Origin of the sequence: Cupriavidus pampae (assembly GCF_914271485.1) — a bacterium.
GTDB lineage: Bacteria > Pseudomonadota > Gammaproteobacteria > Burkholderiales > Burkholderiaceae > Cupriavidus > Cupriavidus pampae.
Genome location: NZ_CAJZAG010000013.1, coordinates 68,936 through 85,276, shown reverse-complemented (window position 1 = coordinate 85,276; position 16,341 = coordinate 68,936). Strand labels below are relative to the sequence as shown.

Sequence of the window (16,341 nt, the reverse complement as noted above, 5' to 3'; positions counted from 1 at the left end):
GCGTCAACGCTCCCACGCCGCCGCGCCATCGGCCCGCAGCCCATACTGCTCCAGCGCCCGCGCATGCAGCACCGGATCAATCGCCTGCAACGCGCTGACCACGATATGGTGCCGATCGACACCGAAGAAGCGCCGCAGCGCGCCACGCGTGTCGCTGCGACCAAATCCATCGGTACCCAGCGCGATATAGCGCGCCGACACGTACGGCGCGATCAGCTGCGCATACGCACGGACGTAATCGGTGGCGGCAACCACTGGCGCATCGCCGGCGAGCGACTGTGCCACGTGGCTGCGCGCCTCCGCGTTGCCACCAAACAGCTGCTGCCGCTCGCATTCCCGCGCATCGCGCGCGAGCTCCGGAAAGCTCGTCACACTCCAGATCTCGCTATGGACGTTCCAGTCGCTGGACAGCAACTCCGCAGCGGCGATGACCTCGCGCAGAATCGGCCCCGAGCCCAGCAGCCGCACGCGCGCCGGGCCGCCCTTGCCACCTTCATCCCCCCGCTCGCCAAACCGATACATGCCGCGAATCACGTCCGCATGGGCTGATGCCGGCAACGGTGCCTGCGTGTAGTTTTCGTTGTTGACCGTGATGTAGTAGAACTCGTCGCGCTGCTCGTCGAGCATCGCACGCGCGCCATGGTCGATGATCACGGCCGCCTCGCTGATAAACGCGGGATCGTACGCACGGCAGTTCGGCACCGTCGCGGCCACCAGCTGGCTGCTGCCATCCTGATGCTGCAGCCCCTCGCCGGACAGCGTGGTGCGGCCCGCGGTGGCGCCAATCAGGAAACCACGCGCGCGTTGATCGGCAGCGGCCCAGATCATGTCGCCCACACGCTGGAAGCCGAACATCGAATAGTAGATATAGAACGGCAGCATCGGCTCACCGTTCACGCTGTACGACGTGGCCGCGGCGGTCCACGAGGCCATCGCGCCCGCTTCGGTAATGCCTTCCTCGAGCAACTGGCCGTCCTTCGCCTCTTTGTAGTACAGCATCGAGCCCGCATCCTCCGGCTCGTACAGCTGACCCATCGGCGAATAGATACCGATCTGGCGGAACAGGTTCGCCATGCCGAACGTGCGTGCCTCGTCGGCGACGATCGGCACCACGCGCGGGCCGATAGTGCGGTCCTTGATCAGGTTCGTGAACAGCCGCACCACACCAGTGGTGGTCGACACCTCGCGTTCGTCGGGTTCGAGCGCGAAGCGGCCGTATTGTTCGAGCGGCGGCAGGGAGAGTTTCGGCGCAGTGGTGGCGCGTCGCGGCAGATAGCCGCCGAGGGCCGCGCGGCGTTCGCGCAGGTAGATCATCTCGGGGCTGTCGTCGGCCGGCTTGTAGAACGCCATCGATTCGAGCGCGGCATCGTCGATCGGCAGCGAGAAGCGCTGGCGGAACGCACGCAGCGCGTCGATATCGAGTTTCTTCTGCTGATGCGCGGTCATGCGCGACTCGCCGGCATCGCCCATGCCGTAACCCTTCTTGGTCTTGGCGAGAATCACGGTCGGGCGTCCGGGATGTTCGGCGGCCGCCTGGAAGGCCGCATGCAGCTTGCGGAAGTCATGGCCGCCGCGACGCAGGCCATCGATATCGGTCGCGCTCATGCCGGCGACCAGCGCCTTCAACTCCGGGTCCTGATGGAAGAAGCGCGACAGGTTGTAGTCGCCGTCCTTGGCGCCAAGGGTTTGATACTCGCCATCCACCATCGCCGCAAAGCGCCTGAGCAACGCGTGATTGCGGTCGCGCGCGAATAGCGCGTCCCACTCGGAACCCCAGATCACCTTGATCACGTTCCAGCCCGCTCCCGCGAACAGTGCTTCCAGCTCGTTGATCACCTGACCGTTGCCGCGCACGGGGCCATCGAGGCGCTGCAGATTGCAGTTGATCACGAAGGTCAGGTTATCGAGCTTTTCGCGCGCGGCCAGCGACAACGCGGCCAGCGACTCGGGCTCGTCCATCTCGCCATCGCCGAATACGCCCCACACGCGGCGACCACTGGTTTGCGCGAGGCCGCGATGTTCGAGGTAGCGCAGGAAGCGCGCCTGGTAGATCGCGCTGATCGGGCCGATGCCCATCGAGCCAGTGGGAAATTGCCAGAACTCCGGCATCAGCCACGGATGCGGATACGAACACAGGCCACCGCCATCGACTTCCTGCCGGTAGCGGCCGAGTTGTTGCTCCGACAGTCGGCCTTCGAGGAAGGCGCGGGCATAGACGCCTGGTGCCGAGTGCGGCTGGAAGAAGACCAGGTCGCCCTTGCGTTCGGCGCTGTCGGCGCGGAAGAAATGGTGAAAGCCGACTTCGAAAATCTCCGCCGCGGAGGCGTAGCTGGCCAGGTGGCCGCCCAGTTCACCGTAGGCCTTGTTGGCGCGCACCACCATTGCCAGCGCGTTCCAGCGCAGGATCGCGGTGAGTCGTTCTTCGATCGCGCGATTGCCGGGATAGGGCGGCTGCGCGGTGGAGGCAATCGTGTTCTGATAGGCGGAGTAGGGGTGCGGGCGCTTGCCGAGGCCGAGGTGGCTGGCATGTTCGCCAAGCTTGTCGAGCAGATAGTCCGCGCGCTGCGCGCCGGCATGCTCGACCACGCCGCTCAGCGCATCGGTCCACTCGCGGGTTTCCTGCGGGTCGATATCGCGTGGTGCGTCGGCGCTACCAGCGGTCGTGGCATCGAGCTTCAGCAGCCCGAGTGGATCGGCATGCCCCATGGCCTGTCTCCTGTTATCGAATGCATTGGTCTTGCAGACGATTCTAGGCAAGGGTGGCCGGCAGAAACTGCCGCATTACTCCGGGGCGGTGATCATTTGCAGCAGATCGTGCTGCGGATTGTCAGATTGGCAGTACAGCGGTGGCTTCGACCTCGAACAGCATGCCATCGAGGGCCAGTCGCGGCACCGGGATCAGGGTACAGGCGGGTGCGGGCCAGTCGCCGAGCAGGGCCTGCCAGGCCTCGGTAAAGATGCGCAGGCGCTCCATGGAATGGTCGACCACGAGCACCGTGATCTTGACCACGTCGGCGATATCGGCGTCCGCAGCCTGCAATGCGTGGCGCAGATTGCGGAGGGCTTGATCCACCTGTGCGGCAAAGTCGGGCGCGAGCGCGCCGGTTGCATCTTCGCCGCCCTGGCCGGCCGCATGCACGATGCGCGCGGGCGTGTGCGCGACCACCACGTGCGAATAGCCGTTGGGGCGTGGGTCATAGAGTTCGGGCGGGTTGATAAAGTCGATGAAGGCCGGGGGCAGCGGTGCGAATGCGTTCATGACGAGGTTCCGGGAGCGGCGATGCGGCAGTATCAAACCTCAAGCACACTTGAGGTCAAGCGCGATGATGACCTAGGATAGAGGTCCGCTTGCATTTACGATGGACATGTCCGATGGCGTCGAACTTGAAACCCACCCCGGTTGAACGAAAGCTGCGCGCGCGCGACCCGCTGACCGTGGGCGAGGTGTCGGCGCGCAGCGGTATTGCCGTGTCGGCGTTGCATTTCTATGAATCGAAGGGATTGATTGCGAGCACGCGTAGCGCGGGCAACCAGCGGCGCTATGCGCGCGGGATCTTGCGCCGGCTGGCGGTGATTCGGGTGGCGCAGCGCATGGGAGTGCCGCTGGGCGTCATCGCGCAGGCGCTGGAGCAATTGCCGAAGGGCAAGGCGCCGACGGTGGCGGATTGGCGCCGTCTGTCGGCGGCCTGGCGCGATGACCTCGATGCACGCATCCAGACGCTGACGATGCTGCGCGATCAGCTGGATGGATGCATCGGGTGCGGCTGTTTGTCACTGCGTGCGTGTCCGCTGAGGAACCCGCAGGACATCATGGCTACCCAAGGGCCGGGCGCGCATGTGGGTGGCTAAACGTCACCGTTTCTTCAAGCCAGAATCATCCGCGTCCGAATTACCGTCGGATCCTCCATCAGCGACCGCACCCACCCCGTCGGCGGCACGATATTGATGTCGGTGATCGCGTAACCGATATCCCCTTCGGTCTGCAACTGCTGCGCGACGATATTCGCGCCAATATCGGCTACCGCCTGGTTGAAGTGCGACAACGCCCCCGGCCGGTTGTAGTGAATATTGAGAATCCGCGCCGGCGCCTGCAACGGCGCGGGCTGGATCTCCGGCAGATTCACCGCGCCAATCGTCGCCCCGGTCTGTACGAAGTCGATCAGCTTCGATGCCACCTCGACGCCGATGTTCTCCTGCGCTTCCTCGGTGCTACCGCCGACGTGCGGCGTCAGGATGACATTGGGCTTGTCCTGCAACGGCGTGACAAACGCATCCGCATTGCTGCGCGGCTCCACGGGAAACACGTCGATCGCGGCGCCGCCGATATGGCCTTCATCCAGCGCGGCAGCCAGCGCGTCGATATCCACCACCGACCCACGCGAGGCGTTGATCAGAATGCTGCCGCGGCGCATGCTCGCGATGGCCGCGCGATCGAGCAACAGCTTGGTCTGCGGCGTGGCCGGCACGTGCAATGTGACCACGTCCGCCTGCGCGAGCGCATCGGCCAACGATGGCGCCGGCACCGCCGAACCGAGCGACAGGCGCGGGCGGATGTCGTAGAACACCACGCGCATGCCCATCGCCTCGGCGAGGATGCCGACCTGCGCACCGATATTGCCGTAGCCGATTACCGCCAGCGTCTTGCCGCGAATCTCGAACGAACCCTTGGCGGTCTTTTGCCACTGGCCCCGGTGCGCGGCACGGCTCTTCTCGGGGATCCGGCGCATCAGCATGATGGTCTGACCGATCACGAGCTCTGCCACCGAGCGCGTGTTGGAGAACGGCGCGTTGAACACCGGAATGCCCGCATGCGCGGCGGCCGGCAGGTCCACCTGCGAGGTGCCGATGCAGAAACAGCCAACCGACAGCAGATGTTTCGCGTGAGCGAAGGTGTCGGCGGTCAGATGCGTCGCGGAGCGGATGCCCAGCAGTTCATGCTGTTGCACGGCATCTTTGAGCGCGTCGCCCGCCAGCGCCTTGGGCTGGGTGGCAAAGGTAAGGTGAGCCTGGGTCAGCGCTTGTTGCGCGCTGGCATGAATGTTTTCTAGAAGCAGGGCGCTGGTCATGGTGTTCCGGGAATCTAAATCAGGAGAGGGCGCCTGACAGAACATACCACTGACCGGTATCCGTGCTGATGACAGGGACATGTGCCCTCACCCCCGGCCCCTCTCCCCGAGGGAGAGGGGAGAAAACAATAGGTAGATTTGATTTCACCCTCTCCCCCAACCCCTCTCCCTGAGGGAGAGGGGAGCAAACCATGAGCATTCGCTATGCCGTCGGTTTGCGCCCCTCTCCCAGGGGGAGAGGGGTTGGGGGAGAGGGGGTATCAAGTTTCCCTTGTTTTCTCCCCTCTCCCTGAGGGAGAGGGGAGCAAACCATGAGCATTCGCTATGCCGTCGGTTTGCGCCCCTCTCCCAGGGGGAGAGGGGTTGGGGGAGAGGGGGTATCACGTTTCCCTTGTTTTCTCCCCTCTCCCCTGGGGAGAGGGGCCGGGGGAGAGGGCAGCCCACCTAGAGCATCGCCGTATGCAGATGATGCGGATCATCCAGCGTGTCCACCACGATCTGCAGGCACTCCTCCATTTCTTCGAGGTCGTTGGGCCCGCCGAGGCAAATGCGTACCGCGTCGGGCGGATTGCCGTCCGTCGAGAACGCCGCGCTCGAGACCACGCCGATGCCGCGCGAGCGCAGGTGGAGTGCCAGCTCCGACGGTCGCCAGCCCGATGACGGCGGAATCGGCAGCCACAGATGAAAGCCCTCCGGGTCCGCATCGAATGCATGCCCGGCCGCATGTCCACCCAGCACCTCCCGTGCCATCGCCTGCCGCGCCACGCTCTCCGCGCGGATCGCCGCGATCATGTCCGACGCGGTGCCATCCTGAATCCACGACGTGGTCAGCAGCATATTGAAAGGGCTCGCCATTACCGTGGTCGCCCGCAGAGTGCCCGCCAGCCGCTGCGCCTGCCGCGGCGTCGGCGCGGAGAGAAACGCAATCCGCAGACCCGCGCCAAACGTCTTGGACATGCCCGTCACGTAATACGTCAGCTCGGGCGCAAGCCGCGCCATCGGATCCGGTGTCTCACGCGGCAGCATGCCGTACGCGTCGTCCTCGATGATCGGCACGTTATAGCGCAGCGCGATGTCGGCAAGAATCTCGCGCCGCCCCTGCGGCATCGTGCGCGTGCTCGGATTCTGCAGCGTCGGATTGACATACAGCGCACTCGGCAACTGCGTCCGGCACAGCGCCTCGAACGCGGGCCCTAGCGGCCCCTCGTCATCCGCGGGCAGCGCCTGCAACTGCACGCCCAGCTGCGCCGCAATCGCCTTGATCCCCGGATATGCCAGCGTATCGAGACAAATGGTCTGCCCCGGCCGCGCGAGCTGCGACACCAGCGCCACCAGCGCGCTGTGGATACCGGGGCAAATCAGCACGCTATCGGCCCGACAGTCCGGCAACCGCTGCCGCAACCACGCGGTAGCCACGGCACGATCGGCCGGCGTGCCGCCAAAGTCCTGATAGCGCAGCAGCGTATACGGATCGGCATTGCCAAGGATGCGCGCCGCGGCTTCGCGCAGCCGCACCGTCATGCTGGCGGGCTCGGGCGGCATATTCATGCTCATCTCCGCACCGGTACCGGCCTGCAACGGCAATGCGGGCGGCCGTCCGCGTACGAAAGTGCCGCTGCCGGCCTTGGCATCGATCAACCCGCGCTTGCGCGCTTCCGCATAGCCGCGCGCCACCGTCGTGTAGTTGAGCCGCAGCGCATCGGCCAGATCGCGCAGCGCGGGCAAACGGTCGCGTGCACGCAGTCGACCGCTCGCCAGATCCTCCTCGATCATGTCCGGGATCATCAGATAGGCGGGCTTGTCCGTTTCCGCCAGACGCTTGAGCCAATGATTGGCAAGACTCGACACGATGCACTCCGCAACAGGATCAATGCGATCGCAGTGTGCAGGTTTCGTGCCCGCCTGATTGGCCAATCATTGACGCGTGAATCCGATATTGATCGCATCTTTATCGGCTCGATGATGGTGCGCGCATGGCCCATACAACGCTCGCCCATGCCCCGTTGCTGCGCACCGCCACAACCTTGGTGCGCGCGGCTTCCCAGCCGTTTCACGCCGTCTTGTACGGATCATGTCGGCGCCATTCCGCGACATGAAAAATCACCGATGCGATCAATGGCGCAATGCGCGGCAGATCGGCTCTTGATCGCATGCCGGCACCCCGAAGATGGCACGCGCGTTGCGAAAAGGCATGGCGTCGGCCCCGCCGGCCGATCGTTATCTACCCATCTTGCCCATCTATCAGAGGAGAGCACCATGCCCGCAGTCAGCGCCCCGCTTCACAAGAAAGGCGACTACTTTGTCGATTACGAAGAGAAGGTCTTCGAGGACGTGAAGGCAGAGCCGGGCCAGAAGGCACTCGTCACGTTCCACACGGTCGCGTTCGAAGGCTCGATCGGTTTCGTGAACATGCTCCAGGCCACGCGCCTGCAACGCAAGGGTTTCGAGACCTCGATCCTGCTGTACGGCCCGGGCGTGACGCTCGGCGTGCAACGTGGCTTCCCCACGCTCGGCGATGAAGCGTTCCCGGGCCATCTGAACTTCAACAACCAACTGACCAAGTTCATGGCCGAGGGCGGCAAGGTGTACGCCTGCCGCTTCGCGCTGCAGGCGCTGTACGGCCATGGCGAGCCGTCGCTGATCGAAGGCATCCGCGCGATCAATCCGCTCGACGTGCTGGACCTGAAGCTGCTGCACGTGCGCGACAACGCCGTGATCATCGACACCTGGACCGTTTGACGCCGCTTATATCGCACGACTAGGAACCACCATGTCACGACAACGCATAGTGCGCGCGGCCGCGGTACAGATCTCGCCCGACCTCGAGAACGGCGAGAACACGCTGGCCAAGGTCTGCGAGGCCATCGACCGCGCGGCGCTCGAAGGGGTACAGCTGATCGTCTTTCCGGAGACGTTCGTGCCGTACTACCCGTATTTTTCGTTCGTTCGCCCGCCCGTGCAATCGGGTGCCGAGCATATGCGGCTGTACGAGCAGGCCGTGGTGGTGCCCGGTCCCGTGACCCATGCCATGGCTGAGCGCGCGCGCCGCCATGGCATGGTGATCGTGCTCGGCGTCAATGAGCGCGATCACGGCAGTCTGTACAACACGCAGCTGATGTTCGACACCGACGGCCGGCTCGTGCTCAAGCGCCGCAAGATCACGCCGACGTTCCACGAACGCATGATCTGGGGCCAGGGCGACGCCGCCGGGCTCAAGGTGGCGGACACCGCGATTGGCCGCGTCGGTGCGCTGGCGTGCTGGGAGCATTACAACCCGCTCGCGCGCTACGCACTGATGACGCAGCACGAAGAGATTCATTGCAGCCAGTTTCCGGGCTCGCTGGTCGGCCCGATCTTCGCCGAACAGATCGAGGTCACCATCCGCCATCACGCGCTGGAGTCGGGCTGCTTCGTCGTCAACGCGACCGGCTGGCTCACCGATGCGCAGATCGCTTCGGTTACAACCGACCCCGCGCTGCAGAAGGCGCTGCGCGGCGGCTGCAACACCGCGATCATCTCGCCCGAAGGCCAGCACCTGGCCGCGCCGCTCAAGGAGGGCGAGGGCATGGTGATCGCCGACCTCGACATGTCGCTGATCACCAAACGCAAGCGAATGATGGACTCGGTCGGCCATTACGCGCGGCCGGAACTGCTGAGCCTCGCGATCAACGATCGGCCCGCGACCACGGCATCGCCCATGGGTGCCGGTTTTTCGGCGACCACCTCGTCGCATTCGGCTAACGCATTCGCCAACTTCTCTGGGAGCGCCCAATATGAGTATCAACGAGACGATGCCAGCCTCGAGCCGGCAGTTGATGACTGAACTGCAGTCGTCGGGACTGCGCCTCGTGGATCCGAGCGCGGGTGCATCCAGCCGACGCGGCGGCGCGGGACCGTCCGACCACAAGGCGGTGACGATCGACGGCGTGACCATCATGGTGCCGGTGCATACCAGCACCGCATGGAACTCGCCGTTCCTTGCCGCCGCGCCCGACGCGGACGGCAAGACCGCGCTGATGCGTGGCACGATCCCGATTGCCAACATCAGCTTTCCCAAGGCGCCGCGTTTCTCGCGCCTGCAGACGCTCGACGGCGTGCCGTATTCGCATATCGCCACGTTGCACGGTGCCGATGTGCTGGCGACGACGGTGCTGCAGACCTGCATCCGTTACGAGAGCCGCCGCAAGACCTGCAAATTCTGCGCAATCGGCCAGTCGCTCGCGGCCGGTCGCACGATTGCGCGCAAGACGCCGCAGCAACTGGCAGAAGTGGCGCGCGCCGCGGTGCTGCTCGATGGCGTCAAGCATATGGTGCTGACCACGGGCACGCCGCCCACGCCCGATCGCGGCGCGGCCATCCTGTGCGAGAGCGCGTTCGCCATCAAGGCGGCCGTGGACCTGCCGATCCAGGCGCAATGCGAGCCGCCCGATGACGACGTGTGGTTCGAACGCATGAAGGCCGCCGGCGTCGATACGCTCGGCATGCATCTGGAGGTGGTCACGCCAGCGGTACGCGAACGCATCATGCCGGGCAAGGCCGTGGTGCCGATCAGCCGCTATATGGAGGCCTTTCGCGCGGCGGTGGCAGTGTTCGGCCGCGGTCAGGTCAGCACCTACATCCTGGCCGGTCTCGGCGATACGGCCGAGGCGATTCTGGAAATCTCACGCGAGTTGATCGAGATCGGCGTCTACCCGTTCGTGGTGCCGTTTGTGCCCATCAGCGGCACACCGCTCGAAGATCATCCGGCGCCGACGCCGGCGTTCATGCAGTCCGTGCTGGAACCGCTGGGCGCGATGGTGCGCGCCGGGGGCATGCGCGCGGCCGATATCAAGGCCGGTTGTGGCAAGTGCGGCGCGTGCTCGTCGCTTTCGTCGTACGAGGAGTTGGCAGCATGACAGACGATCTCTGTGTAGAAGTTCCGGTCTCCACCGTCTTTCGCATCCGCTGGGCCACCACGCCATGGGAAGCCGCCGAGGCCATGCGTCTGCGCCGCGCGGTGTTCTGCGCGGAGCAGGGCATCTTCGATGCCGACGACCGTGACGATATCGACGATCTCGCGCAACTGCTCGTAGCGGTCAAATGCGAAACCGGCCACGACGACGTCGTGGTGGGCACCGTGCGCATCCACGAGAGCGAGCCCGGTGTGTGGTTCGGCTCGCGGCTGGCGGTCGATGCCGCGCATCGCAATCACGGCAAGATCGGCGCCACGCTGATCCGCCTGGCCGTCAGCAGCGCGCACGCGCTCGGCTGCCGCCGCTTCCTGGCGCACGTGCAGAGCCAGAACGAGCCGCTGTTCCGGCGGTTGCACTGGCAATCGCTGGCAGAAGAGACGTTGCTCGGCCGTCCGCATCATCTGATGGAGGCGGACCTGCGCCACTATCCGCCGTGCACCACGCCGCATGTCGGCTTTACCGCGCCGGGGCGGCAAGCGACAGGTCTGCCGGCATGAACATCGTAGCGAGTGTCCCCGAACTTGTCGCCACCCTGCGCGCAAGCCGCGGGTTCGGCCACAAGGCCGATATCGCGGGCATGCTCTCGTCGCTCGGGCGCGCATTGCCCGGCGGCGTGGCGGACCTCGGTCAGGCCGTTGCGGTCGGTGACGACTGCGCGGCCATCGACGATGGCGCCGGTGGGTACCTGCTGTTCGCGATCGAGGGCATGGTCAGTGATTTCATCCGCGCCATGCCATGGTTCGCGGGATATAGCGCGGTGATGGTCAATATCAGCGATGTCTACGCGATGGGCGGCCGGCCACTGGCCGTGGTCGATGCGATCTGGAGCGAGACCATCGAGGACGCGAAGGACGTGCTGGCCGGCATGGCTGCCGCGTCAGCCGCGTATGGCGTGCCGATCGTCGGTGGCCACAGCAATGCGCGCAGCGATCACGGTCAGCTTGCCGTGGCCATTCTCGGCCGCGCGAATCGGTTGCTGTCGAGTTTCGCCGCGCAGCCCGGCGATCGCTTGCTGATGACGGTGGATCTGCGCGGCGCGTTCGCGGAGCCCTATCCGTACTGGAACGCATCGACCAGCGCGCCACCCGAACGGCTGCGCGACGACCTCGAACTGTTGCCCGAGGTCGCTGAAGCCGGTCTGTGCGCGGCCGCCAAGGACATCAGCATGGCGGGCACGCTCGGTACCGCGCTGATGCTGCTGGAATGCTCGCGCGTGGGCGCCGATATCGATCTCGCACGCATTCCCAGGCCGCCTGACGTGCCGATGGCGCGCTGGCTCGCCGCATTCCCGAGTTACGGCTTTCTGCTGGCGGTGTCGCCATCGAACGTCGACGCCGTGATGGCGCGGTTCCGCGCGCGGGGTCTCGCGTGCGAGGACATCGGCGGCATCGACGCATCGACGCGCGTCACCGTGCACGACAACGGCGCGGCCCGCACGCTGCTGTGGGACTTTGCGGACGACGCATTCATTGTGCCGTCGGACGCTTCCTGAGGATCTCCTATGCCCGTTACTTACTTCCGCATTGTGTGGCCCGATCAGACCGAGGCCACCTGCTATTCGCCCTCGACCGTGGTCGAGTCGCATTTCGAGGCCGGCGCCGACTACGCGCTTGAGGACTTTCTGGCGCGCGCACGCGCCGCGCTTGGCGCCGCATCCGAGCGCGTACGCCAGCGCTATGGCTACGCCTGCTCGTCGGCCATGGACCAGCTCGCGCAAATCGAGGCCACGGCCGAGCGCTATGCCACGCAGCCCGATGCCACGGTGAAATTCCTTGGCTTCGGACGCTAAACCAACAAACATGGGAGGACACGACATGTCAGCAACAAGTCAGACTCACGGCAGCGATCACTACAGCGTCATCATCGTCGGCGGTGGGCAGGCCGGGCTTTCGATGAGCTACTGCCTGCAACGCGCCGGCATCGACCACCTGGTGCTCGAGGCAAAGACCGTCACGCATACGTGGCGCGAGCAGCGCTGGGACGCATTCTGTCTGGTCACGCCGAACTGGCAGTGCGCGCTGCCCGGACATCCGTATGCGGGAAACGATCCGCATGGCTTTATGAAGCGCGATGAAATCGTCGAGTACCTCGATGGCTTCGTGCGCATGGTGGACGCCCCCGTGCGCGAACACACGTCGGTGCAGCGCGTGACGCGGCGGGAGGGCGGGGGCTTCCATGTCAGCACCAGCAGCGGCGATTTCACCGCCGATCAGGTGGTAGTGGCGTCGGGCGGCTATCACACGCCGATCGTGCCGCGCATGGCCGAACGCCTGCCGGCGAGCATTCGTCAGATTCAATCGGCCGACTACCGCAATCCGCAGGCGTTGCCGGAAGGCGCGGTGATGGTGGTGGGCTCGGGCCAGTCCGGCGCGCAGATCGCCGAAGATCTGCATCTGGCGGGGCGCAAGGTGTATCTGGCGGTAGGCCAGGCGCCGCGCTGCGCGCGCTTCTATCGCGGCCGCGACGTGGTGGACTGGCTGGCCGACATGCAGTACTACGACATGGCAGTGGGGGAACACCCGCTGCGCGAGGGCGTGCGCGACAACACCAATCACTACGTCACCGGCCGCGACGGCGGGCGCGATATCGATCTGCGCAAGTTCGCGAGCGAAGGCATGGAGTTGTTCGGCGCGCTTGAGGATTACCAATACGGCATGCTGCGCTTTGCGCCGAACCTGCGCGAGAACCTCGACGATGCGGATGCGACGTACAACCGCATCAATGCCGGTATCGACAAGCATATTGCGCGGCACGATATCGAAGCGCCGCCCGCGTCGGTGTACGAGCCGGTGTGGACGCCGGCCGAGGAACGTACAGCGCTGGACCTGTCGCGCGCGAATATCGGCGCGATCGTCTGGTGTATCGGCTTCCGTCCGGACTTCGGCTGGCTCGACGCGCCGGTGTTCAATGGCAAGGGCTACCCTGGCCATCAGCGCGGCGTAACGCCGGTGGAGGGGCTGTATTTCCTCGGACTGCCGTGGCTGCACACGTGGGGCTCGGGCCGCTTCTCGGGCATCGCGCGCGACGCGGAGTATCTGGCCGCGCGCATCCGGGAGCGCAGCGGACAGGACGCGCTGGCAGCGTAAGCGGTGTCACGTCGGGCTTTCCACCGACCCACGCGCCGCCAGACGCTAGAACGGCGGCGCGAAGATCTCCGCCAGCGGGGCCGGGCGGTGCCGCAGGTAGCCCTGCGCGTAGTCGATACCGATCTCGCGCAGCAGGTGCTCCACCGCTTCGGTCTCGACGAATTCGGCGACCGTAAACTGTCCGGTGATATTCGCCACGTCGCGAATGCAGCGTACGGTCGCCTGATTGACGCGATCGCGGGACAGGTCGCGGATAAACTGGCCGTCGATCTTCAGGTAGTCGACATCGAGGTTGCGCAGATAGCCGAATGACGCGGCCCCGGCGCCAAAGTCGTCGAGCGCGAAACGGACCCCGTGCACGCGCATGCCCTCGATAAACGACGAGGCCTCGGCGAGGTTCATGATGGCCGCGGTCTCGGTGATCTCGAAGCAGATCTTGTGATGGTCGAACGCGGTGGTTTCGAGCAGCGCATTGACGAAGCGGTGGAAATCGCGGTCGCCGATCGACAGTCCCGACAGATTGATCGCCACCGTGCCGACGTGGGCAAGCTGCGCGCGATGGGCGTGCATCCACGAAAATACCGTGCGCACCACCCATCGGTCGATGCGCGTGGCCAGGTGGAAGCGTTCGGCCACGCCGAGAAAGGCGCCGGGGTTCACCAGATTGCCGTTGTCGTCCACCATGCGCAGCAGCAGCTCGGCATGCACCAGGCAATTTTCCATCTGCAGCGGCATCACACGCTGCCAGTACAGGACGAACTGATTGCGGTCGAGCGCGGCCTCGAGCCGGCGCGCCCACTGCATCTCCTCGCGATGCGCCTCGATGATCTCGTCCGCGGGCAGATACGTATGCACGCGGTTGCGGCCCTCGGCCTTGGCCGCATAGCAGGCGCTGTCGGCGGCCTGCAGCAGCGCGGCGGAGGTGGTCCAGCGCTCGTCCACGGGCACCAGCCCGGCGCTGGCGCCGACGTGGAAGCGCTGCCCCGCGAATTGAAAGCGAAACTGGTCGATATCGCGACAGATCTTGTTGGCGATGGCCTGCGCCGACTCGATCGAGCACTGGCTGAACACCACGCCGAACTCGTCGCCGCCAAGCCGCGCAATCACGTCGGTGGCGCGCACCGAGCGCTTGATCACCCGCACGATCTGGCGCAACAGTTCATCGCCGGCCGCATGACCTACCGCGTCGTTGACGAGCTTGAACTGGTCGAGGTCGATAAACATCAGCGCGTGCTGCATGTGCGAGGCGTGGGCCTCGGCCAGCGTGGCATTGAGCCGACGATCGAACTCGTCGCGATTGATGATGCCGGTCAGCGTGTCGTGCGTGGCGCGATATTCCATCTCGCGGCCCAGCCGGTATTGCTCCGACACGTCGCGCAAGGTCAGCACCGCGCCCACCAGCGCGCCATCGATGTCGTGGATCGGCGCCGCCGCGGCCTCCACGCGATGTTCGAGGCAATGGCGACTTTGCAGAATCGCACGGCCAAGCGGAAAACGCCCGGTGCCAGCGGCCAGCGCGTCGCGCACCTTGCGGCGCAGGCTCAGTCGGTTGTGTTCATCGACCAGCCGGCAGACCACCTCGCTGGGCCGGCCGCACGCGTCGTCGAGGGTCCAGCCCGTCAGTTCCTCGGCGATGGGATTCAGGTATTCCACGCGCCCGTCGGCGTCGATCGTGATGACGCCTTCGCCAATCGCCTGCAGCGTCAGGCGGATGCGCTGGCACTGATTCGCCAGCGCGTGGCGCATGCGATGCAGTTCGGCGTCGCGCGCGTCAGGAACGTGCGAGACGTGAAGAGCGTAAGGGGCATCCGGTTGATCCGGAGCAACAGGCGGAATCGGTTTCGCGGACATCGTGAGGAGGGCGAGGGCTAGAGGGGCGGCACGGGAATTCGGACCTGCTGCCCGCCGGTATGTTCCAGCGCGTTCCAGCGATATGCCAGCGGCGGATTATCGCAGTGCAGCACGCTGCTGGTGTGTCGGAATTTCCCTATTTGCGTGTGAGGAAATCCTTCAGCGCTCGGTTGCCTAAGCTTCAGCGGCGCTGTCGAAGTACCGAGGTGCGCGGTCGTGACGGCGTGCGCACAGGCGACTCCGCATTCATGCTCGCGTCGTTCTGCGCGAGCTCGTCCGCGAACGCGGTGCGCTTCTTGCCGAGTTCCTTCGCCAGATACATGGCCCGGTCCGCCTGCTTCATGACGCTGCGCACATCGCTATTGTCGGGGCCGTCGCGTGCGCCGCCGTCGAGCATGCAAATGCCGATGCTCGCGGAAATCGACACGGGGTGACCGGCGATCTGACGCATACCTTCGAGATTCGCGTGAATGGCATTGGCGAGCGTGCGCGCCTGGACGCGCGTCTGCGCGGTCACCGACAACACCACGAACTCGTCGCCGCCCAGCCGCGCGATGGTGTCGCCGCGCTGTCCGTCGCGCGCCAGCATGCGCGCGAAATGCAGCAGCAGCTCGTCGCCCACCGCATGGCCGAACGAATCGTTCACTTCCTTGAACCCGTCGAGATCGATCAGCAGCAGCGCGGCATGTCCGCCCTGCATCTTGAGCGTCGCCTGGGCGCGCTCGATCGAGCGGTCGAGGCTCGAGCGGTTCTGCAGTCCGGTCAGCGCATCGGTGGCGGCGCGCCGCTCGAGCCGGTCCACCAGCACATACAGGTATAGCGAGGTAGCCGCCACGCCTAGTACGAGGCCGATGCCAGCGGGGCGGTTGGCCATCCACCAGGGCTCCACGCCCATTAGCGCGGACATGCCGAATACCGTGACCGCGCAGGACAAGGCCAGCGGACCCTTGCCGTAACGGCAGCCCGCGCCCACGAGAAACCAGAACACGACGAACAGCAACGGCAGCGCCGAGCGGCCGCCGATCGCCAGCGCGGCAATCACCATGCCTTGATCGACGCACGTGGTGACGGCGAGCCGCCACATCGAGCGGCGCGGCTGCAGCAACAGCACCACATAACTCAGCACACCGAACAGGACGTACAGCGCCACCATCGCGACGGTGGCGATATTGGTGGCCGTCGGGTGCATCAGCGTGTAGCCGATGTAAAGCACCAGCGCGACCGCGCCCAGCGCGATCCGCAGCGCCGCCTGTTCCTTCTCGGGCTGATCGTGGTAGCCCCCGAGCAGCGCCTTGCCTCGCCAGTTCTCCGGATTCGACAACGGCATCCCGCTTTGTCCTTGCGATGGGATCGAATGAATCGACGCGAATCGAAAGATGCGTCGGT

At 65.5% G+C, this 16,341-nt stretch carries 14 protein-coding genes; 8 read left to right on the top strand and 6 right to left on the bottom strand.

Annotated elements, in window-relative coordinates; translation table 11 throughout:
* Positions 1 to 3: 3 nt before the first annotated feature.
* Together mdeB and LDO41_RS28680 are read right to left on the bottom strand one after the other, a co-directional pair.
* A complete protein-coding gene (mdeB, locus tag LDO41_RS28685) occupies positions 4 to 2,706 on the bottom strand; it encodes an alpha-ketoglutarate dehydrogenase (RefSeq protein ID WP_223994468.1) in 2,703 nt (900 codons plus the stop codon).
* A gap of 121 nt (positions 2,707 to 2,827) precedes the next feature.
* Positions 2,828 to 3,259 carry a RidA family protein gene (locus LDO41_RS28680; RefSeq protein ID WP_223994466.1) on the bottom strand — a complete coding sequence of 144 codons (432 nt, stop codon included), beginning with the start codon at positions 3,257 to 3,259 and terminating at the stop codon, positions 2,828 to 2,830.
* Positions 3,260 to 3,372: 113 nt separating this feature from the next.
* On the opposite strand from LDO41_RS28680, the gene soxR reads away from it, so the two are divergent.
* Positions 3,373 to 3,849, top strand: a complete 477-nt coding sequence (gene soxR / locus LDO41_RS28675) for a redox-sensitive transcriptional activator SoxR (protein ID WP_223994465.1) — start codon at positions 3,373 to 3,375, stop codon at positions 3,847 to 3,849.
* Between the two features lie 14 nt (positions 3,850 to 3,863).
* On the opposite strand, the gene serA is transcribed toward soxR, so the two are convergent.
* Positions 3,864 to 5,066, bottom strand: a complete 1,203-nt coding sequence (gene serA, locus LDO41_RS28670; protein ID WP_223994464.1) for a phosphoglycerate dehydrogenase — start codon at positions 5,064 to 5,066, stop codon at positions 3,864 to 3,866.
* A gap of 444 nt (positions 5,067 to 5,510) precedes the next feature.
* Positions 5,511 to 6,914 (bottom strand): aminotransferase-like domain-containing protein, encoded by a 1,404-nt coding sequence (locus tag LDO41_RS28665; protein ID WP_223994463.1) that lies wholly within the window; start codon positions 6,912 to 6,914, stop codon positions 5,511 to 5,513.
* Between the two features lie 408 nt (positions 6,915 to 7,322).
* On the opposite strand from LDO41_RS28665, the gene LDO41_RS28660 reads away from it, so the two are divergent.
* From LDO41_RS28660 to LDO41_RS28630, 7 genes are read left to right on the top strand one after another with little or no spacing between them, the layout of a single operon-like run.
* Positions 7,323 to 7,805: an MSMEG_0572/Sll0783 family nitrogen starvation response protein gene (locus tag LDO41_RS28660; protein WP_109584112.1), complete on the top strand. Its 483-nt coding sequence runs from the start codon at positions 7,323 to 7,325 to the stop codon at positions 7,803 to 7,805.
* 31 nt (positions 7,806 to 7,836) lie between these two features.
* Positions 7,837 to 8,889 (top strand): Nit6803 family nitrilase, encoded by a 1,053-nt coding sequence (locus LDO41_RS28655; RefSeq protein ID WP_223994462.1) that lies wholly within the window; start codon positions 7,837 to 7,839, stop codon positions 8,887 to 8,889.
* Positions 8,840 to 9,961 carry an MSMEG_0568 family radical SAM protein gene (locus LDO41_RS28650; RefSeq protein WP_223994461.1) on the top strand — a complete coding sequence of 374 codons (1,122 nt, stop codon included), beginning with the start codon at positions 8,840 to 8,842 and terminating at the stop codon, positions 9,959 to 9,961. Before LDO41_RS28655 ends, LDO41_RS28650 begins: the two co-directional genes overlap by 50 nt.
* A complete protein-coding gene (locus tag LDO41_RS28645; protein WP_223994460.1) occupies positions 9,958 to 10,515 on the top strand; it encodes an MSMEG_0567/Sll0786 family nitrogen starvation N-acetyltransferase in 558 nt (185 codons plus the stop codon). Before LDO41_RS28650 ends, LDO41_RS28645 begins: the two co-directional genes overlap by 4 nt.
* Entirely contained in the window at positions 10,512 to 11,510 is a 999-nt protein-coding gene (locus tag LDO41_RS28640; RefSeq protein WP_223994459.1) for a sll0787 family AIR synthase-like protein, read from the top strand. Before LDO41_RS28645 ends, LDO41_RS28640 begins: the two co-directional genes overlap by 4 nt.
* Positions 11,511 to 11,519: 9 nt before the next feature.
* Entirely contained in the window at positions 11,520 to 11,807 is a 288-nt protein-coding gene (locus tag LDO41_RS28635) for an MSMEG_0570 family nitrogen starvation response protein (RefSeq protein WP_223994457.1), read from the top strand.
* A gap of 10 nt (positions 11,808 to 11,817) precedes the next feature.
* Positions 11,818 to 13,104, top strand: coding sequence for an MSMEG_0569 family flavin-dependent oxidoreductase (locus LDO41_RS28630; protein WP_223994455.1), 1,287 nt, complete (start codon positions 11,818 to 11,820; stop codon positions 13,102 to 13,104).
* Between the two features lie 45 nt (positions 13,105 to 13,149).
* Here the strand turns inward: LDO41_RS28630 and LDO41_RS28625 are convergent, their stop codons facing one another.
* Both LDO41_RS28625 and LDO41_RS34275 read right to left on the bottom strand, forming a co-directional pair.
* Positions 13,150 to 14,850 (bottom strand): EAL domain-containing protein, encoded by a 1,701-nt coding sequence (locus LDO41_RS28625; RefSeq protein WP_223994453.1) that lies wholly within the window; start codon positions 14,848 to 14,850, stop codon positions 13,150 to 13,152.
* Between the two features lie 286 nt (positions 14,851 to 15,136).
* Positions 15,137 to 16,282, bottom strand: coding sequence for a GGDEF domain-containing protein (locus tag LDO41_RS34275; RefSeq protein WP_290370924.1), 1,146 nt, complete (start codon positions 16,280 to 16,282; stop codon positions 15,137 to 15,139).
* Between the last annotated feature and the right edge of the window lie 59 nt (positions 16,283 to 16,341).